This window comes from Antarctobacter aquimaris, from assembly GCF_900184945.1.
GTDB lineage: Bacteria > Pseudomonadota > Alphaproteobacteria > Rhodobacterales > Rhodobacteraceae > Maliponia > Maliponia aquimaris.
Genome location: NZ_FXYF01000001.1, coordinates 248197 through 272476, shown reverse-complemented (window position 1 = coordinate 272476; position 24280 = coordinate 248197). Strand labels below are relative to the sequence as shown.

Annotated in this window: 21 protein-coding genes; 7 read left to right on the top strand and 14 right to left on the bottom strand. The window is 66.0% G+C overall.

The window, feature by feature from the left end; translation table 11 throughout:
- Nucleotides 1–73: 73 nt before the first annotated feature.
- From MAA8898_RS01230 to hslO, 6 genes are all read right to left on the bottom strand, one after another.
- Complete coding sequence (locus tag MAA8898_RS01230; protein WP_094019146.1) at nt 74–1906, bottom strand: ABC transporter ATP-binding protein; 1833 nt, start codon at nt 1904–1906, stop codon at nt 74–76.
- Nucleotides 1903–3741, bottom strand: a complete 1839-nt coding sequence (locus MAA8898_RS01225; protein WP_094019145.1) for an ABC transporter ATP-binding protein — start codon at nt 3739–3741, stop codon at nt 1903–1905. The genes MAA8898_RS01230 and MAA8898_RS01225 overlap by 4 nt, the downstream gene beginning before the upstream one ends.
- Nucleotides 3738–5576, bottom strand: coding sequence for an ABC transporter ATP-binding protein (locus MAA8898_RS01220; RefSeq protein ID WP_094019144.1), 1839 nt, complete (start codon nt 5574–5576; stop codon nt 3738–3740). Before MAA8898_RS01220 ends, MAA8898_RS01225 begins: the two co-directional genes overlap by 4 nt.
- A gap of 173 nt (nt 5577–5749) precedes the next feature.
- Nucleotides 5750–6913 carry a CCA tRNA nucleotidyltransferase gene (locus MAA8898_RS01215; protein WP_094019143.1) on the bottom strand — a complete coding sequence of 388 codons (1164 nt, stop codon included), beginning with the start codon at nt 6911–6913 and terminating at the stop codon, nt 5750–5752.
- Entirely contained in the window at nt 6910–7512 is a 603-nt protein-coding gene (locus tag MAA8898_RS01210; RefSeq protein ID WP_094019142.1) for a CoA pyrophosphatase, read from the bottom strand. The genes MAA8898_RS01215 and MAA8898_RS01210 overlap by 4 nt, the downstream gene beginning before the upstream one ends.
- Nucleotides 7499–8485 (bottom strand): Hsp33 family molecular chaperone HslO, encoded by a 987-nt coding sequence (gene hslO / locus MAA8898_RS01205; protein ID WP_094019141.1) that lies wholly within the window; start codon nt 8483–8485, stop codon nt 7499–7501. The genes MAA8898_RS01210 and hslO overlap by 14 nt, the downstream gene beginning before the upstream one ends.
- Before the next feature lie 79 nt (nt 8486–8564).
- Between hslO and MAA8898_RS01200 the strand changes: the two genes are divergently transcribed.
- Nucleotides 8565–9002 carry an NUDIX hydrolase gene (locus MAA8898_RS01200; RefSeq protein WP_094019140.1) on the top strand — a complete coding sequence of 146 codons (438 nt, stop codon included), beginning with the start codon at nt 8565–8567 and terminating at the stop codon, nt 9000–9002.
- A 15-nt stretch (nt 9003–9017) separates the two neighbouring features.
- On the opposite strand, the gene MAA8898_RS01195 is transcribed toward MAA8898_RS01200, so the two are convergent.
- Complete coding sequence (locus MAA8898_RS01195) at nt 9018–10298, bottom strand: PP2C family protein-serine/threonine phosphatase (RefSeq protein ID WP_281252781.1); 1281 nt, start codon at nt 10296–10298, stop codon at nt 9018–9020.
- A 167-nt stretch (nt 10299–10465) separates the two neighbouring features.
- Between MAA8898_RS01195 and MAA8898_RS01190 the strand changes: the two genes are divergently transcribed.
- Nucleotides 10466–10801 carry an Hpt domain-containing protein gene (locus MAA8898_RS01190; protein ID WP_094019139.1) on the top strand — a complete coding sequence of 112 codons (336 nt, stop codon included), beginning with the start codon at nt 10466–10468 and terminating at the stop codon, nt 10799–10801.
- 4 nt (nt 10802–10805) lie between these two features.
- Here the strand turns inward: MAA8898_RS01190 and MAA8898_RS01185 are convergent, their stop codons facing one another.
- Genes MAA8898_RS01185 through MAA8898_RS01175 form a run of 3 tightly spaced genes read right to left on the bottom strand, consistent with a single transcriptional unit; the run spans nt 10806 to nt 13642 of the window.
- A complete protein-coding gene (locus MAA8898_RS01185; protein ID WP_245853205.1) occupies nt 10806–11621 on the bottom strand; it encodes an SDR family NAD(P)-dependent oxidoreductase in 816 nt (271 codons plus the stop codon).
- Nucleotides 11621–12847 (bottom strand): threonine ammonia-lyase IlvA, encoded by a 1227-nt coding sequence (gene ilvA, locus MAA8898_RS01180; protein ID WP_094019137.1) that lies wholly within the window; start codon nt 12845–12847, stop codon nt 11621–11623. Before ilvA ends, MAA8898_RS01185 begins: the two co-directional genes overlap by 1 nt.
- A 36-nt stretch (nt 12848–12883) precedes the next feature.
- Entirely contained in the window at nt 12884–13642 is a 759-nt protein-coding gene (locus MAA8898_RS01175) for a hypothetical protein (RefSeq protein WP_094019136.1), read from the bottom strand.
- Between the two features lie 122 nt (nt 13643–13764).
- On the opposite strand from MAA8898_RS01175, the gene MAA8898_RS01170 reads away from it, so the two are divergent.
- Nucleotides 13765–14988: an argininosuccinate synthase gene (locus MAA8898_RS01170; RefSeq protein WP_094019135.1), complete on the top strand. Its 1224-nt coding sequence runs from the start codon at nt 13765–13767 to the stop codon at nt 14986–14988.
- Between the two features lie 175 nt (nt 14989–15163).
- Here the strand turns inward: MAA8898_RS01170 and MAA8898_RS25645 are convergent, their stop codons facing one another.
- Nucleotides 15164–15616, bottom strand: a complete 453-nt coding sequence (locus MAA8898_RS25645; RefSeq protein ID WP_141194761.1) for a hypothetical protein — start codon at nt 15614–15616, stop codon at nt 15164–15166.
- A gap of 59 nt (nt 15617–15675) precedes the next feature.
- Here MAA8898_RS25645 and MAA8898_RS01165 point away from each other — a divergent pair, with 59 nt between their 5' ends.
- Nucleotides 15676–16113 (top strand): DUF1810 domain-containing protein, encoded by a 438-nt coding sequence (locus tag MAA8898_RS01165; RefSeq protein ID WP_094019134.1) that lies wholly within the window; start codon nt 15676–15678, stop codon nt 16111–16113.
- Between the two features lie 97 nt (nt 16114–16210).
- Here the strand turns inward: MAA8898_RS01165 and MAA8898_RS01160 are convergent, their stop codons facing one another.
- Entirely contained in the window at nt 16211–16624 is a 414-nt protein-coding gene (locus MAA8898_RS01160; protein ID WP_094019133.1) for a DUF7282 domain-containing protein, read from the bottom strand.
- Nucleotides 16625–16823: 199 nt separating this feature from the next.
- Between MAA8898_RS01160 and msrA the strand changes: the two genes are divergently transcribed.
- The 3 genes from msrA (at nt 16824) to MAA8898_RS01145 (ending at nt 21088) form a co-directional block, all read left to right on the top strand.
- Entirely contained in the window at nt 16824–17468 is a 645-nt protein-coding gene (gene msrA / locus MAA8898_RS01155) for a peptide-methionine (S)-S-oxide reductase MsrA (protein ID WP_094019132.1), read from the top strand.
- Nucleotides 17469–17745: 277 nt separating this feature from the next.
- Nucleotides 17746–19317 (top strand): calcium-binding protein, encoded by a 1572-nt coding sequence (locus MAA8898_RS01150; RefSeq protein WP_141194760.1) that lies wholly within the window; start codon nt 17746–17748, stop codon nt 19315–19317.
- A gap of 316 nt (nt 19318–19633) precedes the next feature.
- The gene (locus tag MAA8898_RS01145; RefSeq protein ID WP_094019130.1) at nt 19634–21088 is read left to right on the top strand and encodes a calcium-binding protein; all 1455 of its coding nucleotides are present in this window, start codon (nt 19634–19636) and stop codon (nt 21086–21088) included.
- On the opposite strand, the gene MAA8898_RS01140 is transcribed toward MAA8898_RS01145, so the two are convergent.
- Both MAA8898_RS01140 and MAA8898_RS01135 read right to left on the bottom strand, forming a co-directional pair.
- Nucleotides 21085–21963, bottom strand: coding sequence for a ribokinase (locus tag MAA8898_RS01140; RefSeq protein ID WP_094019129.1), 879 nt, complete (start codon nt 21961–21963; stop codon nt 21085–21087). The two genes, MAA8898_RS01145 and MAA8898_RS01140, sit on opposite strands and share 4 nt — an antisense overlap.
- 53 nt (nt 21964–22016) lie before the next feature.
- Entirely contained in the window at nt 22017–24272 is a 2256-nt protein-coding gene (locus tag MAA8898_RS01135) for an NADP-dependent malic enzyme (RefSeq protein WP_094019128.1), read from the bottom strand.
- Between the last annotated feature and the right edge of the window lie 8 nt (nt 24273–24280).

Sequence of the window (24280 nt, the reverse complement as noted above, 5' to 3'; positions counted from 1 at the left end):
CTCACTCCCGCTGTTTCTTCTCTGTGAAAATACCCAATAGCCGCAGGACCTGACCGGCGCCAGCGCCCGGGGACTACTCGGCCGCCTCGGCGCCCAGGAACCCACCCGACTGCCGCGCCCAGTAGCGCGCATAGAGGCCCCCCTGCGCCAGCAGCGCCTCGTGCGGGCCTTCTTCCACGATGCGGCCGTCGTCCATCACCACGATCCGGTCCATCTGCGCGATGGTCGACAGCCGGTGCGCGATGGCCAGCACCGTCTTGCCCCGCATCACCGTGCCCAGCGCCTGCTGGATCTCGGCCTCGACCTCGCTGTCCAGCGCGCTGGTCGCCTCGTCCAGCACCAGCACCGGCGCGTCCTTCAGGATGGCGCGGGCCAGGGCGATGCGCTGCCGCTGCCCGCCGGACAGCTTGACCCCGCGCTCGCCCAGCCGCGCGGCATAGCCGATGTTGCCCTTGTGGTCGCGCAGCTCCAGGATGAAGTCATGCGCCGAAGCCCGCCGCGCGGCCTCGAACACCTCTTCGTCGCTGGCGCCGGGGCGGCCGTAGCGGATGTTTTCCAGCGCCGAGCGGTTGAACATCGCGGTTTCCTGCCGCACCACCGCCACCTGCCGGCGCAGCGCCTGCTGCGTCAGGTCGCGGATGTCCACGCCGCCCAGCAGGATGCGCCCCTGTTCGACATCATAGAGCCGCAGCAGCAGCGACACGGCGGTCGATTTCCCCGCTCCGGAAGCCCCGACCAAAGCCACCTTTTCCCCCTCGCCCACCGTCAGGTCGAAACCGCGCAGCGCGTGCCCCTCGCCGCCATAGGCAAAGCCCACCTTGTCGAACCGCACCTCGCCCCGCAACGCGCGCGACGCCGCCTGCGGGTGGTCGCGGATCTCGTGCGGCGGGGTCAGGGTGCCCAGGCCGTCCTCCATCTCGCCGATGTTGGTAAAGATCGACATGGCGGTGCGGCCCAGCCGATTGGTCAGCATCGACAGCCGCGTGGTCACCATGGCCGTCACGGCGATGTCGCCGGGGCTGGCGGTGCCGACGCTCCACAGGTAGAGCGCGCCCAGGATCGACACCACCGGCAGGATGCCCCCCAGCGTCATCAGCACCATGCGGAAGATCGCCGAGAGATCGCCGAAATCCAGCGCCCGCAGCCGGTAGCTTTCCAGCGCGGCGCGGGTGGCGGCGTCTTCGTCGTCGTCGCGGGCGAACAGCTTGACCGTGGCGATGTTGGAATAGGTGTCGACGATCTGCCCGGTGACGGCGGTGCGCGCGCCCGCCCGCGCCTTGGCCCGGACCTGCACGCGCGGGATGAAGTAGCGCAGCGCCAGCGCGTAGAGCACCGCCCAGACCACAAAGACGCCCAGCAGGCGCGGGTCGATCGCCGCCAGCAGAAAGAGCGCCCCGGCGAACATCGCCAGCGCATAGACCACCACGTCCGTCGTTTCGAGCACCAGGTCGGTCAGCGCGCGCGCCACCTGCAACGCCTTCTGGCTGAGCCGCCCGGCGAAATCGTTCTCGAAGAACCGCATGGAATGGCCCAGAACGTGCCGGTTCAGCCGTTGCAGCACCATGGGAAACAGGTTCGGCCCCAGCATCACGCCGGACACGCCCGCGTCAAAGACAAAGAGGATCGGGCGGATCAGCAGGAAGAACACCAGGCCAAAGACGATGATCGGCCAGAACGGCCCCCAGAAGGCACCGGGCCCGGTCACCTCGGCGCTGTCGATCACCCAGCCGGTAAAGCGCGCCGCCACCAGCTCGGACACGCCGGTCAGGAAGGTCACGCCGACGGCCAGCGCGATCGCCCGCTCCGATCCGCGCAGCGACCAGCGCGCAAAGGCCCAGAGCGATTTCGGCGGCGGTCCTTCGGCCGGCTGGAACGGGTCGATCTGCGGCAGGAAACGGCGGATCATTCGGCCGCCTCCGCCACGTCCTCACCCAGAAAACCGCCCGATTGCCGCTCCCAGTAGCGGGCATAGAGCCCGCCCTGCGCCAGCAGCGCGTCGTGGGTGCCCTGCTCGGCAATCCGCCCTGCGTGCAGCACCACGATGCGGTCCATGCTGGAGATGGTCGACAGCCGGTGCGCGATGGCCAGGACCGTCTTGCCCTCCATCACCCGCGCCAGCGCCTGCTGGATCGCCGCCTCGACCTCCGAATCCAGCGCGCTGGTGGCCTCGTCCAGCACCAGGATCGGCGCGTCCTTGAGGATGGCACGGGCCAGGGCGATGCGCTGGCGTTGTCCACCGGACAGCTTGACCCCGCGTTCACCCAGGTGGGCGTCATAGCCCTTGCGGCCGCGGAAATCCTCCAGTTGCAGGATGAACTCATGCGCCTCGGCGCGCTTTGCGGCGGCGATCACCTGTTCGGGCGTCGCGTCCGGGCGGCCATAGCGGATGTTCTCCAGCGCCGAGCGGTTGAACATCGCGGTTTCCTGCGTGACCATGCCGATCCGCCGGCGCAGGCTTTCCTGCGCGACATCCCTGACATCCTGCCCGTCGATCGTCACCTTGCCGGTCTCGCTGTCGTAGAGCCGCAGCAGCAACGCCACCAGCGTCGACTTGCCCGCGCCCGAAGCCCCGACGATGCCCAGCTTTTCGCCCGGCGCGATGGTCAGGTCGATGTCCTGCACCCCGCCGGTGTCGCGGCCATAGGCAAAGCCGACGCCGTCGAAGCGCACTTCGCCGCGCGTCACCTTCAGTTCCGGCGCGTCCGGCGCATCCACCAGCGTTTGCGCCGGGGTCAGGGTGCGCATGCCGTCCTCGACCTCGCCGATGTCGGCGTAGAGACCCATCAGGGTAAAGCTGACCCAGCCGGTCATCTGCGCCAGCCGCAGGCTGACCGCGCCGGTGGCGGCGATATCGCCCGCGCTGACCAGCCCGCGCGACCAGTACCACAGCGCCCCGCCAACCAGCAGCACCGGCAGCACCCCGGCCAGCGCCATCAGCCAGAACCGGAACGCCGCCGAGACGCGGCCATAGTCCAGCGTGCGGTCACGCAGTTTCGCCATGGCGCCCAGCGCCGCGCGGTCCTCGTGATCGGCATGGGCGAACAGCTTGACCGTCTTGATGTTGCTGACGGTGTCGACGATCTGGCCCGTCACGTTGGCCCGCGCCGCCGCCCGCTCGGTCGAGAACTTGCGGATGCGCGGCATGTAGTGGCGGATGATCAAGAAATAGACCGCCAGCCACAGCACCAGCCCGGCGGCGATCCGCCCGTCCACCGTGCCCAGCAGGAACACCGCCCCCGCGACAGAGGCGAGCGCAAACAGCACCGTCTGAAGCGTTTCCACCACCACGTCCGTCAGCGCGCGGGCGGTCTGCATTTCCTTCTGCGCGATGCGCCCGGCGAAATCGTTGTCGAAAAAGGTGACAGACTGGCCCAGCGTGAAGCGGTGCAGGCGTTGCAGCACCAGGTTCAGGACGTTGGGCGCCACGACGATGTTCTGCATCACCGCGTTGCCGCCAAAGAACAGCGGCCGCGCCAGCAGAAAGAACGCCAGCGCAAAGACCAGCGTGCCGACATTGCCGGAAAACACCGCCTCGGGCGGGCTGTTCAGCGCCGCGTCCACGACCCAGCCCAGCACCAGCGCCGCCAGCACCTCGACGATTCCGGCGGCGATCGAGATCAGCCCGGCGAAAACCAGCGCAGGGCCAGAGCCGCGCAGCGCCCAGACCAGGAAGGGCCGCAGCTGCCGGGGCGGCGGGCCTTCGGCAGGGGCAAAGGCGTTTATCCAGTCCGACATCTTCATTCGGCAGCATCCGCATCGAGAAACCCGCCGGATTGCCGGGTCCAGAACCGTGCATATAGCCCGCCCTTGGCCAAAAGCGCCTCATGCGTGCCCTGTTCGACGATCCGTCCTTCGTCCAGCACCAGGATCCGGTCCATCGCGGCGATGGTCGACAGGCGGTGCGCGATGGCGATCACCGTCTTGCCCTCCATCATGCCGTAAAGCGTGTCCTGGATCGCCGCCTCGACCTCGCTGTCCAGCGCGCTGGTCGCCTCGTCCAGCAGCAGGATCGGCGCGTTTTTCAGGATCACGCGCGCCAGCGTCACCCGCTGCCGCTGCCCGCCGGACAGCTTGACTCCGCGTTCGCCGACATGGGCATCGTAGCCGCGCCGCCCCTGCGGGTCCTCCAGCCCCAGGATGAACTCATGCGCCTGCGCCTGTTTGGCGGCGGCGATGACCTGCGCCTCTGTCGCCTCGCGATGGCCATAGAGGATGTTGTCCCGCACCGACCGATGCAGCAGCGCCGAATCCTGCTGCACCATGCCGATGTTCAGCCGCAGGCTGTCCTGCGTGACGCCCGCGATGTCCTGCCCGTCCAGCAGGATGCGCCCGCTCTCGACGTCGTAGAACCGCAACAGCAGCTTGACCAGGGTCGACTTGCCCGCGCCCGAGCGCCCGACAAGGCCCACCTTTTCGCCCGGGGCGATGGTCAGCGACACGCGGTCAAGACCCCCCTCCCCGCGCCCGTAGTGGTGCGACACACCTTCGATGCGGATCTCTCCCCGCGTCAGGCGCAGCGGTTTCGCGTCCGACGCATCGACCAGGTCGATCGGCTGGGCGATGGTCTCCATCCCCTCGGCCACGACCCCCAGCTGGCGAAAGAAGGTGGTCAGCGCCCACATGATCCAGCCGGTCATCCCGTTCAGCCGCAGCGTCAGCGCCGTTGCCGCCGCCACCGCCCCGGTCGAGGCCGCGCCCTGCATCCACAGCGCGATGGCCCAGCCCACCACGCCGACGATCAGCAGGCCGTTCAGCGTCACCAGCGCAACGTCCATCAGCGTGTACAGCCGCATTTCCACCTGGAAGGTGCGCCGCGTTTCGTCGATCGCTTCCTTGGCATAGTCCAGTTCGCGCGAGTGATGGGCAAACATCTTGACCGAATGGATGTTGGTATAGGCATCCACCACCCGCCCGGTGAGCATGCTGCGCGCGTCCGAGGCCGCCTGCGACGCCGGGCCGACCCGCCGGATGACCCAGCGCATCAGGATCACGTAGAGCCCGAACCAGACCGCCAGCGGGATCATCAGCCGCGGGTCGGCATCGCCCAGCAGCACCGCCGCGCCGATCAGGTAGGCCAGCGCAAAGGTGATCGCGTCAAACACCTGGAACACCGCCTCGCCCGCCGCCGGGGGCGTCTGCATGATGCGGTTGGCAATACGCCCGGCAAAATCGTTTTCGAACCAGCCGACCGACTGCCGCAACACATGCGCATGCGCCCGCCAGCGGATCAACGTGCCAAAATTCGGCATGATCGCGTTGTTCAGCAGCAGCACGTCCAGCGCCTGGATCGCCGGCCGCAGCAGCAGGATGAAGGCCGCCAGCGCCAGCAGCGCATTGCCGTGCCGCTCCCACACCTGCGAGGGATCGCCCGACAGCACGTCGACCACCCAGCCCATGATGAAGAACAGCCAGACCTCGACCGCCGCCACCACCGCCGACATCAGCCCGGTCATCACGAACAGCCGGCGGAACGGCCGGGCGTACTCCATCAGGAACGGCAGCAGCTTGCGCGGCGGCGAGTCCTTTTGGGGATAGGGGGTGTACGGGTCTACGAGGTTTTCAAAAAAACGGAACATTCCGGCTGCTCCTGCGAGCGTAACGACTTGGGATAGGTAGAAGCGGGTCGGGCCAGGGCCAACCCACACGCAGGGATCGGCTCAGGCCAGGCTGAATTCAATCCTGTTGCGCACCATCCCGTCTCCCCGGAAGCGTTGAGTCCGGTTTTTCCTACGACAGAAATCCGCCGGAGTCACCCCTCGTCGAGAGCGGCCAGCAGCGCGGCTTTGTCCAGCGCAAAGCCGGACTCGATCCAGGCCGCTTCGGCCCGGCGCAGGGCCGCGCCCAGGTCCGGCCCCTGGTATCTCGGCATCAGGTCCCGTGCCTTCAGCGGAAACACCGCCTGAGCGCCCTGATCGACCTGCGCGGCAAGGTCGGTGGCCAAGGGCGTGCCAAGGCTGGCCGCCCGCAGCGCGGCGACGGTGCGCGCCACCTCGGCGCCATGGCGAAAGGCCAGGGCGGCGGGCCCATCCGGTGCGCCGATCAACTCCAGGTACAGCGCCAGCCGCGCCTGCTGCGCCTTCGACAGGCGCAACCGCGCGGCATCGTCAAAGCCCAGCGCCGCCATGCGCGCCATGGCATCGGGCGGCAGATTCAGCGCGGTCTCGTGGTGCAGGTACGGCCCCAGCATCTGCGGATGCGCGCCCGGCATGACATGCGCCAGCACCCCCACCTGCGCCATGACCGACACCGCCACTAGCGGATCGGGCGCGTTCAGCAGCTTGACCAGCTCCGCACCCACCCGCTCTTGCGACAGCACGTCGAGCCCGTCCAGGTTCTGCGCGATGGCCGAAAGCGCATCGGCGTCCATGCCCTGCGCCGGGTCGCCGTACCAGGCGTTAAAGCGGAAGAACCGCAGGATTCGCAGGTAATCCTCGCGGATGCGCGTGTCGGCATCCTCGATGAACCGAAAGCGCCGTGCCGCAAGGTCTGCCAGCCCGCCCAGCGGATCGACCAGCGCGCCGCGCCGGTCGGCATAGAGCGCGTTCATGGTGAAATCGCGCCGCACCGCGTCCTCGTGCACGTCATCGGCATAGCGCACCACGGCGCGGCGGCCGTCGGTTTCGACATCGGCGCGAAAGGTGGTGACCTCGTAGCCCTCGTCGCCGACCACCACCGTCACGGTGCCGTGGTCGATGCCGGTGGGGACCACTTTCAGCCCAGCCGCCTTGGCCAGTTCCATCACCCGTTCCGGGCGCGCGTCGGTCGAGATGTCCACGTCCGACACCGGCACCCCCAGCAGCGCGTTGCGCACGCAGCCACCCACCACGTAGGCTAGGTGGCCGCCGTCCTCGAGCAGGGCCATGACGCGCTGGGTGCCGGGGGCCTCCAGCCAGGGGCCGGTGACGCGGGTCATGGCGCGACGCGCTCGGCCAGCGCGCGCAGCATCCGGGCCGTCGCGCCCCAGATGTAATAGGAGCCATAGGGCACGGTGAAATACAGCCGCCGCTGCCCGCGCCAGCGCCGCCCCTGTACCGAATATCGCGAGCCGTCCATCACGTGGGCGTAAGGCACGGCAAAGACCTCGTCCACCTCGCCCGGTTCGGGGATGGGTCGGAAATCGCCCTGCACGAGGCCCAGAACGGGCGTGACCAGGAACCCTGTCACCGTTTCGTGCGGCGGCAAGGTGCCCAGCACCTCAACCTGCGCGGGGTCCAGCGCAACCTCTTCCTGCGCCTCGCGCAGGGCGGCAGCGGTCTCGTCGGCGTCGCCCGGGTCCACCTTGCCACCGGGAAAGGCGATCTGGCCGGGGTGATGCTTCAGCCGGCTGGAGCGCTTGGTCAACACCAGCTCCAGCCCGGTCGCGCCGTGCTGAAAGGCCATCAGCACGCCGGCCGGGCGCAGCTTGCGCCCTTCGGGCAGCACCACGGCCGGGTTCAGGTCAAAGTCCGAAGACGGCGTGCCAGGCGCGCGGAGCGCCCGGCGCAGCGCCGCTTCCTGCTCAGCCGTTGCCATTGTCCGCCTCGAAGCCGACCGTCGAAGGCTCGAGTTCGTAATGCGCGCCGCAGAACTGGCAGTCGGCGGTGACAAGCCCGTCGTCCGTGGTCATCCGGGCGATGTCCTTGGCCGAGTAGATCGACAGGCTCTGCCGCACGCGGTCCTCGGAACAGGTGCAGCCAAAACGCACCGGCTGGCTGTCGAATACGCGCGGCCCTTCCTCGTGGAACAGCCGGATCAGCAGTTCCGTCGGCGGCACCGAGGGGCCGATCAGTTCCAACTGTTCGACCGTCTGGAGGTGGCTGTTGACCCGCGTCCAGTTCTCCTTGCTGTCATCGCTGACCAGGTCCTGCGCCAGCAACAGCCCCTCTTCGCCCGATCCGCCGCCGGTGGCAAAGGGCGACGCCTTGGGCATGTGTTGCAGCATGATGCCGCCGGCGCGCCAGTGTTCCGGCATGCCCGGTTCCTTGGATCGGCCGTAGGACAGCGCAAAGGTGGTGGGCAGCTGTTCGGATTGCGCGAAATAGGCGGCGGCGCAATCGGACAGGTTGTTCCCGGCGATTGGTGTGATGCCCTGGTAGGGCGTCATGCCTTGGCCCTGGTCGATCAGGATGGCGAAATAGCCGCTGCCGATCTGCTGGAACGGCGGCGCGTCGGTGATCCGGTCGCGGTCAAAGCTGGCATAGGCGCGGATGCGGGCCGGCTGACCCTCCTTGTCCGGACCATAATAATCGGTCGCGATCATCCGCACCGGGCCGTTGGTCTGCACCTGCAGCGACAGCTTCCAGCGCAGCTTGATTGTCTGGCCGATCAACGCGGTCAGCAGGGTCATTTCGGCCACCAGCGCCTCGACCGGGGCGGGATAGTCGTGCTGTTTCAGGACGCCCGACAGCACGCCGTCCAACCGCGCCACGCGGCCGCGCATGTCGGAGCGGTCAAGCTGAAATGGCAGGACTGTATCGTCCCAGGCGAGTTTGTTGCCGATGCTCATGGGGTTTCCTTGTGTGCCGCAGACTGGCATATCGCGGTTCATATAAGGCGAAACCGCCGGGACGCAAAGGGGGCCGGGCATGACACCCAGATTCGGCGCGCCGCCGCAGGACGGACGGCGCTACACGCTGCGCCCCGGCGTCTACGCGATCCTGCCACGGGCCGGGCGCCTGTTGCTGACGCACCAGGCCGAACCCTTGCCCGAAACGCAGCTGCCCGGCGGCGGCATCGACCCCGGTGAGCACCCGATCACCGCGCTGCACCGCGAAGTCCTGGAAGAAACCGGCTGGCGGATCGCCGCACCGCGCCGGCTGGGCGCCTTCCGGCGGTTCACCTACATGCCGGAATACGATCTGTGGGCCGAAAAGCTGTGTATCGTCTTTGTCGCCACGCCGGTGCGGCCGCTCGGCCCGCCGACGGAACCGGGGCACCGCGCGCTCTGGCTGGACGCACCGGCGGCGGCCCGGATGCTGGGCAACCCCGGCGACAGCGCCTTTGTGCGGCGTCACTGCCTCTAGCGAGGATCGCCTGGCCTAGGGACCCCTGGGGGCCAGAATGTCGTATTCCAGCAGGGCAGCGGAAACGTCATCGCCCAGCTTTTCGGGGTTTTCCATGATCGCGGTCAGCCGCCAGAACATGTCCTCCAGCAGGTCTGGGCCCGTGCCGCAGCGGGCGCTTTCGCGGAAGATCTCGACCAGTCCCTCGTCTCCCAGCATCTCACCGCTGCGGGTCACCGCCTCGGTAAAGCCGTCTGAATAGAGCAGCAGCAGGTCGCCCTTGCTCAGCGTCAGCTCATGCTGGTCATAGCTGACCTCGTCCACCAGACCGATGGGCAGACCGCCATCACCGATGAAAAGGTGAGTTCCATCCGGGCGCAACAGCAGCGCCGGGGAATGGCCCGCCTGCACCAGTTTGACGCGACCGGTGATGAGGTCGGCCGCCACGTAGGCCATGGTCAGGTATTCCTCGACCCCCGGATCCGCGGCGAGGCGCTGGTTCAGCATCTGCGCCGTCTCGGCCGGTTCGCGCATGGCGTAGAACTGGTCGAATCGCCGGTCCAACGCGATATTCTGGTCCGGAAAGGTGCTGGACAGGTAGCCGGCGACCCGCGCTGTGACCATGGCCGAGGTGATGCCATGGCCGGACACGTCGATGCTGTAGAGCCCCAGCCGTCCGAAACCCGGCCTGAACATCCCCACGAGATCACCGCCGACGTGTCCGCAGGGCCGCAACAGCAGGCTGACGCGTGAGGTGTTCACCTCGCAGACCCGTTCGGGCACCAGCGATTGCTGGATCGTCCGCGCCTGCCGCAGGTCGTTGTCGATGGCCATGTGGATTTCGCGCAGTTCCTCCAGCGCCTCGGACACCTGCCGGTTCTTCTCGGACAGCTGGCGCTCCATCGACACGACCCGTTCCCCGGCGGTGATGCGCGCGCGCAGTTCGTGTGAATTCACCGGCTTCGTCAGGAAGTCATCGGCCCCGGCGTCCAGCCCCTCGGCGATGTCGTCCTTGTCGCTCTTGGAGGTGAGCAGGATGAAATAGCCATACCCCTCGCGCGGCAGGTTGCGGAAATGGCGGCAGAATTCCAGCCCGGTCATGCCGGGCATCATCCAGTCCGACAGGACAAGGTCCGGCGGGTGCCGTTCGCAGACTGCCAGCGCCTCGGCCCCGGAATCGGCGGTCAGCACCTCAAAGCCCCAGCGCTGCATCATCATGCTGAGCATCTTGAGCTGCGCCCGGCTGTCGTCCACCAGAAGGACACGCTGGATCGCACCGGTCAGCTCGGTCGGGCTGTCTCGTCTCTGGGTATGCAAACCGCGTCCTTCCGGGCTGGCACCGTTCTTGTCGGCACCTTCCGTATCCGGTCGCCCTTAACAGGGGCTGAAAAATAAAATGCGTGACAACTCCGCCAGTCCGGCCCCCCTGGCGGAAAGCTGGCCTTTACGTTGGCGGCGTAGAAATCGCGTGAAGGAGGTGCCGCATGATTGACTGGTCCCGTGTTGACGAACTTGTAGATGAAATTGGCGCCGAGGATTTCGGCGAGGTGGTCGAGCTGTTCCTGGACGAGGTCGAAACCGCCATCGGCCAGCTGGAGGCCTGCGCGGCCAACCCCGTCGTGACCGAAGAGCAGATGCATTTCCTGAAGGGCGCGGCGCTGAACATCGGGTTCGCGACGCTGGCAAAGCTCTGCCAGACGGGTGAGAAATCCGCCGCCGAAGGCAAGCCGGAAACCGTCAGCCCGCAGGAAGTGCGCGACTGCTACGAAGCCTCGCGCGCGCAGTTTCAGCAGGACCTGCCCGGCCGCCTGGCTGCGTGACGCGTCAGATCAGCCGGTTCAGCGCGGTCAGGTCCGCAGGCACGCCATCGGCAAAGGCCTTGCGCCGCAGGCGGCGCATGCCGTCGATCCAGCGGTCCATGTCGGTGGCCCGGCGCTGAAAGAACACGCCCGCCTCGGGGTGCGGCAGGATCAGGAACCGCCCGTCACGCAGACCGGACAGGATGACTTCGGCCACCTCTTCGGCCGTCAGGACGCGGTCATTGGGCCGCGAGTTCCCGGCTGTGTCGTCGTAGCCCAGCAGCGGCGTCGCCACGTAGAGCGGGCAGACGACAGAGACGTGAATGCCTTCGTCGCCATGCTCGATGGCCAGGGACTGCGCCAGGCTGACCGCCGCGTGTTTGCTGGCGGAATAGGCCGCGTCGCCGATCTGGCTGAGCAGCCCCGCCGCAGAGGCGACGTTGACCAGCCAGCCTTCGCCGCGCGCCCGCATCTCGGGCAGCAACAGGCGGGCGGCGCGCAGATGTGCCATGACATGCACGTCCCAGCTGTCCTGCCACAGGTCGTCGGACGCGCTGCACGGCCCTTGCATGGCGCCACGGGCAAACCCGGCGTTCGAGATCAGCTTGTCGATTCCGCCCAGCGCCGCCTGCGCCTGCGCGACCATCTGCGCCACCTGCGCCGGATCGCGCAGGTCGGCGGGTACAGCTACTGCACCCAGCGTCTCGGCAACCGCCGCCAGCCCCGGGCCGGGCAGGTCGGACAGGCACAGCCGCGCGCCCTCGGCCGCCAGCGCCTGCGCCAGCGCGCGGCCGATCCCCTGCGCCGCCCCAGTCAGCAGGACCCGCTTGCCCGCCAGCATCAGATCACGAACTGCGCGAGGATCTCGTCCTCGGTGATGTCCTGATAGGTGAACCCGTGCGAATCGAGTTCGCCGAACAGGCGGCGGAAATTCTCGGGCGCGGTCGTCTCGATGCCGATCAGGACAGAGCCGAAGTTGCGCGCCGATTTCTTGAGATACTCGAACCGCGCGATATCATCCTCGGGGCCGAGAAGCGCCAGAAAATCCTTCAGCGCGCCGGGCCGCTGCGGCAGCCGCAGGATGAAGTATTTCTTTACCCCGGCGTAGCGCTGGGCGCGTTCCTTGACTTCGGGCAGGCGCTCGAAATCGAAATTGCCGCCCGAGGTGATGCAGACCACCGTCCGCCCGGCGATCCCCTGCCCCAGATCCTGCAACGCATCGACCGAAAGCGCCCCGGCCGGTTCCAGAACGATGCCCTCGACGTTCAGCATCTCGAGGATGGTCAGGCACAACCGGTCCTCGTCGATGGTCAGCGAATTGGCGAGGCCCACGCCCTTCAGCCGCTCGAAGGTACGCTCGCCGATCCGGGCCACCGCCGCGCCGTCGGCGAAGGTGTTGACCTTGGGCAGCGCCACCGGCCGCCCCGCCTGCAAGGCCGCGCGCAGACAGGCGCCGCCGGCCGGCTCGACAAAGGTATATTGGACGGCGGTGCGGAAATAGCTGAGCACCCCGGCCGACAGCCCGCCGCCGCCCACCGGGATCACAAGGTGATCGGGCGCCTGGCCCAGCTGCTGTTCGATCTCCACGGCGACCGAGGCCTGCCCCTCGATCACGTCCTCATCGTCGAAGGGTGACAGGAAATGCCCGCCCTCCTGCGCGCAGAACGCCTGCGCCGCCTTCAGGCAGTCGTCGAAATAGTCGCCGACCAGCCGGATCTCGATGTTGGCGCCGCCGAACATCCGGGTCTTCTGGATCTTTTGCTGCGGCGTCGTCACCGGCATGAAGATCACGCCCTTCACGTCGAAGTGGCGGCACATGTAGGCCACGCCCTGCGCGTGGTTGCCCGCGCTGGCGCACACGAACAGCCGGTCTCCGCTGGCCTTGCGCATCGCATTGAAGGCGCCGCGCAGCTTGTAGCTGCGCACCGGGCTCAGATCCTCGCGCTTCAGCAGGATCTCGGCGCCATAGCGGTCGGACAGGTGGGCGTTCCGCAACAGCGGCGTGGGGGGAAAGACCGCGCGCATCGCCTCTTCGGCGGCGCGGGCCCGCTGGATGAAATCACTCATGGCTCAGCCTTGGCCCAAGCCCGCGCAGCGCGCAAGTCAGTCGATGCTGCGCTGTTCGACGCAGATGCCAAACAGCGAGGTCAGCAGCGACGCGCCCACCATCGTCGCCACCCAGCCAAAGATCAGCCCGAAGATCCCGGCCACGGACGGCGACATGGACTGCGTCACGATCGACAGGATGAACATGACGGACATGATCCCCACCACGACCAGCGCGAGGCCCAGGATCGCGCCCTGCTCCCGCCCCGTTGCCTGCCAGGCTGCCTGCAGCGTGATCCGCTGACCGATCGCCCCCGCCGGCAGGATCACCCCCAGCCGGAAGAACAGGTAGAGCGCGGCGTAGAGGCAGGCCAGCAGCAGCGGGATCGTCGCAAAGGGCATCGCGGTCATCAGCATCCCCGCGGGAATCGCCGCCGTGACCAGCGCCAGCAGCATGAGCAGGCCCAGCAGCACCGACCGCCCCAGGTAGCCCAGCACCAGGTCGCCGCGAAACACCGGCACCCATCCCTTGCCCATTTCCTCGGTCAGAACGTAGCGGTGCCACGCGACCGCGATCCACAGGCTGGCCACCAGCGAGGCGATCTGCAGCACGAAAAAGACGGTGTAGGTCAGCGGTTCGACCTGCGGCAGCTCACCGCCCAGCTCGGTCGGCATGGCCACCAGTTCCGGATGCCCGGCCAGCCAGGCCTGCGACAGGATATGCGCCCCGAAGGGCAACAGCGAGATGCGCAGCGCCGCGTCGAAGTTGCGGAACACCAGCCCGGCCGAATGTGTGAAAATCTTCCAGCCTCGCATGGTCCGTCTCCTGAAACCCTGAACCGATGGCTAGCACGTCCCGCCCCGGCGTCAACGGGCGCGCCTTGCCGAACGGCGGAAAACCCGTTAATCCGCCGGCCGTACCATAGAGGACCAAACCAATGACCGCGCCCAAGAAAGTTGTCCTCGCCTACTCCGGCGGCCTCGACACCTCGATCATCCTGAAATGGCTGCAAACCGAATATGGTTGCGAGGTGGTGACCTTTACCGCCGACCTCGGCCAGGGAGAGGAGCTGGAGCCCGCCCGCGAAAAAGCGCTGCTGCTGGGGATCAAGCCGGAAAACGTCTACATCGAGGACGTGCGCGAGGAATTCGTGCGCGATTTCGTGTTCCCGATGTTCCGCGCCAACGCGGTCTACGAGGGGCTGTACCTGCTGGGCACCTCGATCGCCCGCCCGCTGATCTCCAAGCGGCTGGTCGAGATCGCCGAGGAAACCGGCGCCGACGCCGTCGCCCATGGCGCGACCGGCAAGGGCAACGACCAGGTGCGGTTCGAACTGTCGGCCGCCGCGCTGAACCCCGACATCAAAGTGATCGCGCCCTGGCGGATCTGGAACCTCAGCTCGCGCACCTCGCTAATCGATTTCGCCGAAAAGAACCAGATCCCGATCGCCAAGGACAAGCGCGGCGAGGCGCCTTTCAGCGTCGATGCGAACCTGCTGCACACCTCGTCCGAGGGCAAGGTGCTGGAGGATCCCGCCCAGGAAGCGCCCGACTACGTCTATGCCCGGACCGTCCACCCCGAGGACGCGCCCGACACCCCCGAGGTGATCGAGGTGACCTTTGAAAAGGGCGACGCGGTGGCGATCAATGGCAAGGCGCTGTCGCCCGCCACGATCCTGACGCAGCTGAACGAATATGGCCGCAAACACGGCATCGGGCGGCTGGACTTCGTGGAGAACCGTTTTGTCGGCATGAAATCGCGCGGCATCTACGAAACCCCCGGCGGCACCATCCTGCTCGAGGCGCATCGCGGCATCGAGCAGATCACGCTGGACAGCGGCGCTGGCCACCTCAAGGACAGCCTGATGCCGCGCTATGCGGAACTGATCTACAACGGCTTCTGGTTCTCGCCGGAACGCGAGATGCTTCAGGCGCTGATCGACAAGTCGCAGGAACATGTCTCGGGCACCGTGCGGCTGAAGCTTTACAAGGGCTCGGTCCGCTGCATCGGCCGCTGGTCGGATGCCTCGCTGTATTCCGAGGCGCATGTGACCTTCGAGGACGACGCCGGCGCCTATGACCAGAAGGACGCCAAGGGCTTCATCACGCTGAACGCTCTGCGGCTGCGCCTGCTGGCCTCGCGCAAGCGGCGGCTTGGCTAAGTCCTTGTTTTCGATTCGTTTTCTGGCGCCATGAATCTCCACACGATTCCAACAACTTAAGCTTGATAAATAGTACCAATGGTACTATATTCGAGGTGCGAGGAATGCGGTAAAGCCCACGTCCGCAGATAGCCGCAAGGCTGATCGTAAGGGGGAGGTGTGGGTCCCCCCCTCGCTACTCCTTGAAGTATCTATGCGGGCTTTGCGCCAGCAATGAGCGCGCTCCTTTCATTTTTGATCTCGACAATTTCGAGTTGTAGTAGAATGTTCTTATAAACAGACCGGTATCTTCAATGTTCCTCGCCAAGACGAGGAAATATGCACGTTTCGGTTCAGGTTCGTGGAGAACGATCTCAATTTGAAGATCTGAACCACGTTTTCTTGATTGGTAGTAGTCCCCAAATTTGATAACCAACGGCAAAGCCAAACCCTTCTCTGCGTTCATACCATGCATCGGGTGGTGCCGGATCTTTTGAGCGTCTGCGCTCGAAATAAACACTTTTCGAGCGGTCCATCCAAGAAAGTCCGCGACGGACAAAGGAATGTTTGCAACGTGAAGATGTTTCGAGCGGAGACTACCTCCGTTCAGTAACTTGAAGAGTTGGAATTCATGTTCTGTTGGTTCCATGTTGCGGACAAGCTATCTTCAAGGTGAATCGTCACAAAGCAAATTATTGGTACTTTTAGATGAATCTGTTCGAAGAATTCGTGACGTCCCAGGCCCCGGTCTGGGACGACGTCCTGCGCGAGTTGCGCACGGGCCGGAAGGTCACGAACTGGATCTGGTGGGTCTTTCCGCAGTTGGAGGCCCTGGGCCGGTCCCCCCGCGCGCGGCACTTTGGCCTGGGCGGCGTCGACGAAGCGGCGGACTACCTGGCGCATCCCGTTCTGGGCCCGCGCCTGGAGCAAACCGCCGGCCTGCTGCTGGACCACGCGGGCACCGACCCCGAGGATATCCTCGGCCCCGTCGATGCGCTCAAGGTGCGGTCCTGCATGACCCTGTTCGAAGCGGTGCCCGACGCGCCGCCGGTCTTTGCCGAAGTGCTGGGCCAAATGTACGGCGGCACCCGCTGCCCGGTGACGCAGGGCGCCCTGGGCAGCGGGACCAACAAGTCCACTCGTTAACAACAGGTGGCCGCCCTGCGGAGCGGGGTTGGCGCACCCGCAGGACCGCCCGCTTTCGCCCGGACCTTGGGGATCGGCCTTGGCCCGGGCGGTCGCGTCACTGCGCGGTGATGGTGGCCATCACAAGGGCGTCGTCCAGCCGCACAGGGCCGTCCTCCTTGGCGCCCAGCGTGTATTCGAATGTGCCCGCCGCCATACCTCCGTCTTCGCCGTGGACCATCAGCATCAGCATGTCCCCGGGGGCGACCGCTTCGGTCAGGATGGCGACGACATCCATGTTCTCTCCCATGCGCAGGGGCGCATAACCGACCACGGGGCCGGGCTTCATCTCGGCGCCGGTGCGATGCACGACCATCCAGCCATTGGCGGGCGCGATGATCTTGGACGCGGTCACGGTGCCGTCGGCAACGCTTTGGTCGGTCGCTTCGACCATCGGCGCCATGGCGTGGCCACCCGCCTGTGCGGTGGCGGCGGCGGCAATCAGGGCGATGGTCAGGATACCGGTTTTCATGAGTAGTCTCCCAGTCAGGTGATCGTGCGGGGCCCCAATGGCCCGCGCTTGTGATCCCATTCACGATGCGGTTCGGGAAAAGTTTCACTGCCGAGGACTCTTTGTGTTCAGGCGGCGCTCACCTTCAGGTGAACCCCCGTCGCGGACGATTGCCAGAACTCCGCTTACCGGGCAGCCTGACGGGCAAAGGAGATCCCCCATGTCCCGCCTCGCCCGCCTTCACCTGATTGCCCTTGCTGCCCTGCTGGCCCTGCCGCTGACCGCCATGCGCGCCGCCGCAGATGACATCATCGTTGCCGGCGGCTGCTTCTGGTGCGTCGAGGCGGATTTCGAAAAGGTCCCCGGCGTGCGCGGGGCGGTGTCGGGCTATACCGGCGGCAAGACCGCCAACCCGACCTACAAGCAGGTCACGCGCGGCGGCACCGGCCATTACGAGGCGGTCAAGATCACCTTTGACGGCGGGCGTGTGTCGCCGCGCCAGCTGTATGACCTGTTCTTCCGCTCGGTCGATCCGCTGGACGCGGGCGGGCAGTTCTGCGACCGGGGCGACAGCTATCGCACCGCCATCTTCTACACCGACGCCGGGCAGAAGGCCGCCGCCGAGGCCGCCAAGGCCGCCGCGGAAAAGGCGCTGGGCCAGAAGATCGTCACGCCGATCCTGCCGGCGAAACCGTTTTACCTGGCCGAGGATTACCACCAAGACTACTACAAGGGCGACAGCCGGGTGGTGACGCGCTTTGGCATCATCACGCAGAGCGACGCCTACAAGCGCTACCGCAAGGGCTGTGGCCGCGACGCGCGGGTCAAGCAGCTCTGGGGCAATGCGGCGCCCTTCGTGAATTGACGTCCAACTCCGGTCAAAGCGTTACCATCCCATGACCTGCCGTTTCGTTTTGCCGGTGGCAACGCGCCGCCGCCGGGTCGGAAGGGCTGTTTTTGCTTCTGTCGGGGGGAATGTAACAAGTTGCGCCGTTTTGTCGGCGTCGTTACCGTTTTCTTAAGCGAATCTGCGGGCCCGGGCAGACCTGCGGAAATATCTTTAAAACAATATGTTAGTCGCGCAAACCCGCGGCAACCCACGGGTCGCGTGAGAACTGCGCATCCTGACAGGGGAAACAGTCATGGCTGATTTTGGAATTGCTGGGTTTTCAACCTTAGGAAGAGTTTTGAACGGAGGCGAAAGCGGCTTACTTAGTCGTGACGGCGTCCTTTACGTTGACGGCAGTGATGCAATCACAGCCACACCGGGCACAAACTGGGTGTTCAATCATGGCCTGATCTACACCTACAACGGTGGTTTCTCGGCCATCGACGCTGACGGCGATGTCTTCGAACTGCTCAATGGCGAGGATGGCGTGATCGATGCCGAAAACCCCACCGGCGGCACGATCGACCTGGACCTCAGCTTTGCCGCACGGCTGGTCAATCATGGAGTGATCCACTCGACCAACTCCAATGCCATCGATTTTGCCAGTTCCGACAGTGGAGCCGAATTTCGTCTGCACAACACCGGCGAAATCACTGCCAATGATACGACCGCGTTGGACATCAATACGGGAACAGGGACTTCCCGGATCACCAACGCGGGTTTTATTGCATCCGCAGGCCATACGATCAATGTCCACGCTGACACCTTGTCCATGGGCAATCATATTCTGATCAACTCCGGCCACATCGTTGGCACCGGCGACGACGGCATAAACTACAACATTGGGGATGCCGGTGGGCTTCAGATCGCGAACAGCGGGACAATCACTGGCTGGTCCCAGGCGATCCAGACCAGCCGCTCCACGTCGGTGCGTATTCTGAATACCGGCATTCTGGAAAGCATCGGGACCGGGAGTTTCAGAATAGCGGTCGAAATCGAAGGTGGGAACGATCTCATCCGCAACGCCGGCCTGATCGTGGGCAATGTCGAAATGGGCGCGGGCACCGACTCATTTGATGGCACAGGCGGTGTGGTCAATGGCGCCGTTTTTGGCGAAGCCGGCAACGACACGCTGGCCGGCGGCGAATCGGCGGATGTCCTGGTGGGCGGTGCCGACAACGATACTCTTTTCGGGCGAGGCGGCGATGACAACCTGAGCGGCGACTCCGGTTCGGATTTCATCCTCGGCGGCGCCGGCAATGACTCGATGTCGGGCGGAACCGAAAACGACACGTTGAACGGCAATGCCGGCGACGACACCCTGCTTGGCGAGGCCGGCAACGACGTCCTGGTCGGCCAGGACGGCAGCGACTTTCTCGACGGCGGCGCCGACAACGACACGATGGATGGCGGCAACGGCGACGATCGGCTCGAAGGCGGCAGCGGCAACGACATCCTGCGCGGTCGCGCCGGCGAGGACGACCTTGCCGGCGGCGAGGGGATGGACCTGCTGACCGGCGGTCAGGGCGCGGACAACTTTGTCTTTCGCAGTGCCGCTGAGGCAGGCCTTGGCGCTACGCGGGACCAGATCCTCGACTTTGAACAGGGGTCGGACCTGATCATCGTCGCCGGCCTGCACCCGGGCGTCTTCGAGTTCCGCGGCACGGCGGGGTTCGCACCCTCCGGCAACCCGGAGCTGCGGCTGTTCGAGACGCCGAACGGATCAACCATCGTGCAGATGGACGTGGACGGCAACGGCAGCGTGGATGCCGAGATCCGCGCGGCCGCTGTCATCGGGCTGACGGCGGACGATTTCGTGCTGTAATCGCGGCGCCGTCTGCGCGGCGATCGCCGTCGCCGCGCGGGTAATACGCCTTTGCGCCGTCGGACAAGGCATCGCCGACGCGCGCCATGGCAGGGACCGCGGCCGGAACACAGGTGAACCAGCCTTGCGGCGGTGCAGACCCTTTCGTGAACTGACGTCGGCCGCGTTCCGCGATCAGGCCAAAGACCCCCAGCGCTGGCCGGACCCTTTTGGTCTTGCCACTGGCATTTCTTGAATCCGGCTTTTCTTGATACCCTCCGGGTCGGAGCAAGGCGGCAGGCCTGCTCCGGCAAATCCATTTCTCGGGGGCAAGATCATGGCCATCAATTACCTGTTCGGCAGCGCGGCGACTGTCACCATTTCAAACGGCGACCATACCTTTCTGATGCCCGACAGCAGCATCCGGGCTGGGTCCGACGGCGTGCACCTTCTGTCGCCCGGAACATTTGTGACGACATTCCACAACCTGGGCACCGTTCTGGCGGGAAGTGATGGCGTCGAGGTGTTTTCCGCATACAGCCGGATCGTGAACTTCGGTGTCATCAACAGCATTTTCAATGGCATCAGGATCAACAGCTCGGATGCCTTCGCAAGCCACAGGATCGTGAATTACGGGTCCATCACCGCGTTGCTGCCGATCACCACGGCAGCCTCGGCGGCCTATGACCTGTCGGTGACGAATTCTGGCAGCCTGGTGTCCATCAACGATGCCCATATCCTGCTGGACAACGCGAACCTGGGCAACATCGAGGTGGTCAACAGCGGCTACATGAAGGGCGGCGAACTGGGGATGAGCGCGACGGGCCTTGCCACCTTGATCAACACGGGCAGCATCATCACGACGCTAATCGATGCGGATTCCGGGTCCAGCGCGCGGATTTCCAACTCGGGAGAGATCGTCGATGCGCTCGGCGATGCTGGCGGCCTCGTTCTGCGCACGGGCGACTCGGGTGATACCGTCACCAACTCGGGCTCGATCATAGGCAGCGTCGACCTCAACGCCGGTGCAGACCTCTATCGCGGCATGGGCAGCGGCTTTGTCACGCTGGGTGTCGATGGCGATGTCGGCAACGACACCCTGATCGGCGCGGCCGGCAAGGACCATTTCGATGGCGGCGGAAACAACGATCTTCTGGTCGGCCACGGGGACGACGACACGCTGCTGGGCGATGCGGGTTTCGACACGCTGCTGGGTGGCGAAGGCAACGACTCGCTCGACGGCGGAAACAACGCAGACACGATGAACGGCAACGCCGGATCGGACACCCTGCGGGGCGGCTTTGGCAACGATCTCCTTGTCGGTCAGGAAGGGGACGATTTGCTGGACGGCGGACCCGGCAACGACATCATGGACGGCGGCAGCGGCGATGACGTCCTCGAGGGCGGGACCAGCAACGACATCCTGCGCGGTCGCGCGGGCGAGGATGACCTGGCCGGAGGCGAGGGGCTGGACCTGCTGACCGGCGGTCAGGGCGCGGACAACTTTGTCTTTCGCAGTGTCGCCGATGCAGGCCTGGGCGCGACGCGGGACCAGATCCTCGATTTTGAACAGGGGTCGGACCTGATCATCGTCGCCGGCCTGCATCCGGGCGTGTTCGAATTCCGCGGCACGGCGGGGTTCGCGCCCTCCGGCAACCCGGAGCTGCGACTGTTCGAGACGCCGACCGGATCAACCATCGTGCAGATGGACGCGGACGGCAACGGCAGCGTGGATGCCGAGATCCGCGTGGCCGCTGTCATCGGGCTGACCGAGGCGGACTTCGTGCTTTAGCCTTGTGCCGGGAAATCCTGCACGTCGCGCAGGTCCGGGATCACATCCGCGGTGCCCTGCCGCGTGACCATGATGGCGGCGGCGATCATCGCCTGACCGATGGCCTGCGACATGGGCAGCCCCCGGTCCAGCCCGGCCAGCACGTAGCCGGTAAAGGTGTCCCCTGCCCCGGTGGTGTCCACCGGCGTGACCTTGACCGCCGGGAACGCGCGCACTTCGCCGGTGTCGGTGTTGTGCCAGCGCGCGCCCTCGGCCCCCAGGGTCACGATGACGTCGCGCACCGGCAGTGCCTCGGGCGGCAGGCCGGTCGCCTCCTGCAACTGGCGCGCCTCGACCTCGTTCAGGAACAGCAGGTCCAGCAGCGGCAGCACGTCCTGCACCGCCTGCGCGTCAAAGGGCGCGGCGGCATAGGCCACCCGCATCCCCTTGGCCGAGGCGATCTCGGCCGCCTCGCGTTGCAGATTGGTTTCGTTCTGGGTGAGAAAGATGTCAGCTGCACCCGCGTCGTCCAACGCTGTACGAACATGCTCCAGCGGGATGTCCCGGTTGGCGCCGGGATAGAGGATAATGTTGTTCTCGCCCGCGTCGTCGATGGCGATCAGCGCATTGCCGGTATCGGTGTCCGATGTGACGATGTGTTGTGTATACACACCGTATTCCATCAGCCGCTGCACCGCCCAGGCGCCATCCTGCCCGACCGCACCGATATGCACGCAGCGCGCCGCCGCCCGCGCCGCGGCGACGGACATGTTCGCCCCCTTGCCGCCCAGCCCGCGGGCAAAGCTGGTGGCGGCCAGCGTCTCACCCGGCGCGGGCAGATGCGGCACCCGGTAGAACAGGTCGGCGTTGATCGAGCCAAGGTTGAAGATCGCCATGCCGCTACTTCTCTTTCCAGTTGCGTCCTTGCGCGTGCCGCCTTGACCCTTCGTCAATCGATGTTGCTGGCGGCCAGCACGGACATGTTGAGGATGTCATTGGCGGTCATCGCGGTCGAACAGATCTGGATCGACTTGTCGACACCCGCCAGGATCGGCCCGATCACCGTGGCGCCGGCCATCTCCTGTATCAGCTTGACCGAGATCGAAGCCGAGTGCCGCGCGGGAACGACCAGGATGTTGGCCGGGCCGGTCAGGCGCTGGAACGGGTAATGCTCCTGCGCCTTGGGGTTCAGCGCCACGTCGACGGTCATCTCGCCTTCATATTCGAAATCCACGCCGCGCCTGTCCAGAACCTTGGGCGCCTCGTGCATCTTGGCCGCGCGTTCCGACACCGGGTAGCCGAAGGTCGAGAACGACACAAAGGCCACGCGCGGCTCCAGCCCGAGGTGCCGCGCCACGCCGGCCGCGCGTTCGGCGATGGTGGCCAGGTCTTCCTCGTCCGGCCATTCGTGCACCAGCGTGTCGGCGATCATGACGATCCGCCCCTTGTGCAGCAGCGCCGTGACCCCCGCCGCGCCATGCGCCGCATCGGCGTCAAAGACGTGGTTGATCAGCTCCAGCACATGCGCCGACTTGCGCGTCGCGCCGGTGACCAGCCCGTCGCCATGGCCATGCGCCAGCATCAGCGCGGCAAAGACGTGCCGGTCACGCGCCGCGAGGCGGTGAATGTCCTGCCGGTCCATCCCCTTGCGCTGAAGACGGTCGTAGAGGAATTGCTTGTAGGTGTTCAAGTGGCGGGTGTTGGCGGCGTTCACCACCTCCAGTTCGCGCACCGCATCGGCAAGGCCCGCGGCCTCCAGCTTGTCCTTGACGTCGCCGTCGCGGCCGACGACCAGCGCCTTGCCCAGGCCGGACCGCTGGTACATCACCGCCGCGCGCAGCACGCGGGGATCGTCCCCCTCGGCAAAGATCATCCGCGCCTGCGCCGCCCGCGCCCGCGCGTTGATCGACCGCAGGATCGAGGCGGTGGGGTCCATTCGCCCCTTGAGCCGGTGTTCGTAGGCCTCCATGTCGATGATCGGCCGCCGCGCCGCGCCGGTGTCCATGCCCGCCCGCGCAACGGCCGGGGGAATGCGGTGGATCAGCCGGGGATCGAATGGCGTGGGAATGATGTAATCGCGGCCAAAGGTCAGCGACTTCCCATAGGCCAGCGCCACCTCGTCCGGCACGTCCTCGCGCGCCAGCGCCGCCAGCGCCTCGGCGCAGGCGATCTTCATCTCGTCGTTGATGGCGCGGGCGTGGATGTCCAGCGCGCCGCGGAAGAGGTAGGGAAAGCCCAGGACGTTGTTGACCTGGTTGGGATAGTCGCTGCGCCCGGTGGCGACGATGGCATCCACCCGCACTTCATGCGCCTCTTCGGGCGTGATCTCGGGGTCGGGGTTGGCCATGGCAAAGATCACCGGGTTGTCGGCCATGCTGGCCACCATGTCCTGCGTGACCGCGCCCTTGGCCGAGACGCCCAGGAAGACGTCCGCGCCCTTCATCGCCTCCTCCAGCGTGCGCATTTCGGTGCTGACCGCGTGGGCCGATTTCCACTGGTTCATGCCCTTGGTGCGGCCCTGGTAGATCACGCCCTTGGTGTCGCACATGATGCAGTTTTCATGCCGCGCGCCCATGCGTTTCAGCAGTTCGAGACAGGCGATGCCCGCCGCCCCTGCCCCGTTCAGGACGATCCTCACATCCTCGATCTTCTTGCCGGACAGGTGCAGCGCGTTGATCAGCCCCGCCGCGCAGATCACCGCGGTGCCGTGCTGGTCATCGTGGAAGACGGGGATATCCATCTCTTCCTTGAGCCGCTGCTCGATGATGAAGCATTCGGGCGCCTTGATATCCTCGAGGTTGATGCCGCCGAAAGTCGGCCCCATCAGCCGCACCGCCTTGCAGAACTCGTCCGGGTCCTCGGTATCCAGCTCGATGTCGATGGAGTTCACGTCAGCGAAACGCTTGAACAGCACCGACTTGCCCTCCATCACCGGCTTGGACCCCAGCGCGCCGAGGTTGCCAAGGCCCAGCACGGCGGTGCCGTTCGAGATCACGGCGACGAGGTTGCCCTTGTTGGTGTAATCGTAGGCGCATTCGGGGTTGGCGGCGATCTCCTCGCAGGGGACGGCGACACCGGGCGAATAGGCCAGCGACAGGTCCCGCTGGGTGGTCATGGGGACGGTAGCCGTCACCTCCCACTTGCCCGGCGTCGGCTCCAGGTGAAAGGCCAGGGCCTCTTCGCGGGTGAATCTGCGTTTGGACATGACCCCTC

Bases quoted from the DNA above. Each gene is read 5' to 3' on its own strand.
- MAA8898_RS01145 (WP_094019130.1), top strand. From the start codon at position 19,634: ATGGCCATCAATTACCTGTTCGGCAGCGCGGCGACTGTCACCATTTCA.
- MAA8898_RS01165 (WP_094019134.1), top strand. From the start codon at position 15,676: ATGAATCTGTTCGAAGAATTCGTGACGTCCCAGGCCCCGGTCTGGGAC.
- MAA8898_RS01140 (WP_094019129.1), bottom strand. From the start codon at position 21,963: ATGGCGATCTTCAACCTTGGCTCGATCAACGCCGACCTGTTCTACCGG.
- hslO (WP_094019141.1), bottom strand. From the start codon at position 8,485: ATGAGCATCGGCAACAAACTCGCCTGGGACGATACAGTCCTGCCATTT.
- msrA (WP_094019132.1), top strand. From the start codon at position 16,824: ATGTCCCGCCTCGCCCGCCTTCACCTGATTGCCCTTGCTGCCCTGCTG.
- MAA8898_RS01185 (WP_245853205.1), bottom strand. From the start codon at position 11,621: ATGCTGGCGGGCAAGCGGGTCCTGCTGACTGGGGCGGCGCAGGGGATC.
- MAA8898_RS01135 (WP_094019128.1), bottom strand. From the start codon at position 24,272: ATGTCCAAACGCAGATTCACCCGCGAAGAGGCCCTGGCCTTTCACCTG.
- MAA8898_RS01160 (WP_094019133.1), bottom strand. From the start codon at position 16,624: ATGAAAACCGGTATCCTGACCATCGCCCTGATTGCCGCCGCCGCCACC.
- MAA8898_RS25645 (WP_141194761.1), bottom strand. From the start codon at position 15,616: ATGGAACCAACAGAACATGAATTCCAACTCTTCAAGTTACTGAACGGA.
- MAA8898_RS01150 (WP_141194760.1), top strand. From the start codon at position 17,746: ATGGCTGATTTTGGAATTGCTGGGTTTTCAACCTTAGGAAGAGTTTTG.
- MAA8898_RS01175 (WP_094019136.1), bottom strand. From the start codon at position 13,642: ATGCGAGGCTGGAAGATTTTCACACATTCGGCCGGGCTGGTGTTCCGC.
- MAA8898_RS01200 (WP_094019140.1), top strand. From the start codon at position 8,565: ATGACACCCAGATTCGGCGCGCCGCCGCAGGACGGACGGCGCTACACG.
- ilvA (WP_094019137.1), bottom strand. From the start codon at position 12,847: ATGAGTGATTTCATCCAGCGGGCCCGCGCCGCCGAAGAGGCGATGCGC.
- MAA8898_RS01230 (WP_094019146.1), bottom strand. From the start codon at position 1,906: ATGATCCGCCGTTTCCTGCCGCAGATCGACCCGTTCCAGCCGGCCGAA.
- MAA8898_RS01225 (WP_094019145.1), bottom strand. From the start codon at position 3,741: ATGAAGATGTCGGACTGGATAAACGCCTTTGCCCCTGCCGAAGGCCCG.
- MAA8898_RS01220 (WP_094019144.1), bottom strand. From the start codon at position 5,576: ATGTTCCGTTTTTTTGAAAACCTCGTAGACCCGTACACCCCCTATCCC.
- MAA8898_RS01170 (WP_094019135.1), top strand. From the start codon at position 13,765: ATGACCGCGCCCAAGAAAGTTGTCCTCGCCTACTCCGGCGGCCTCGAC.
- MAA8898_RS01210 (WP_094019142.1), bottom strand. From the start codon at position 7,512: ATGGCAACGGCTGAGCAGGAAGCGGCGCTGCGCCGGGCGCTCCGCGCG.
- MAA8898_RS01190 (WP_094019139.1), top strand. From the start codon at position 10,466: ATGATTGACTGGTCCCGTGTTGACGAACTTGTAGATGAAATTGGCGCC.
- MAA8898_RS01215 (WP_094019143.1), bottom strand. From the start codon at position 6,913: ATGACCCGCGTCACCGGCCCCTGGCTGGAGGCCCCCGGCACCCAGCGC.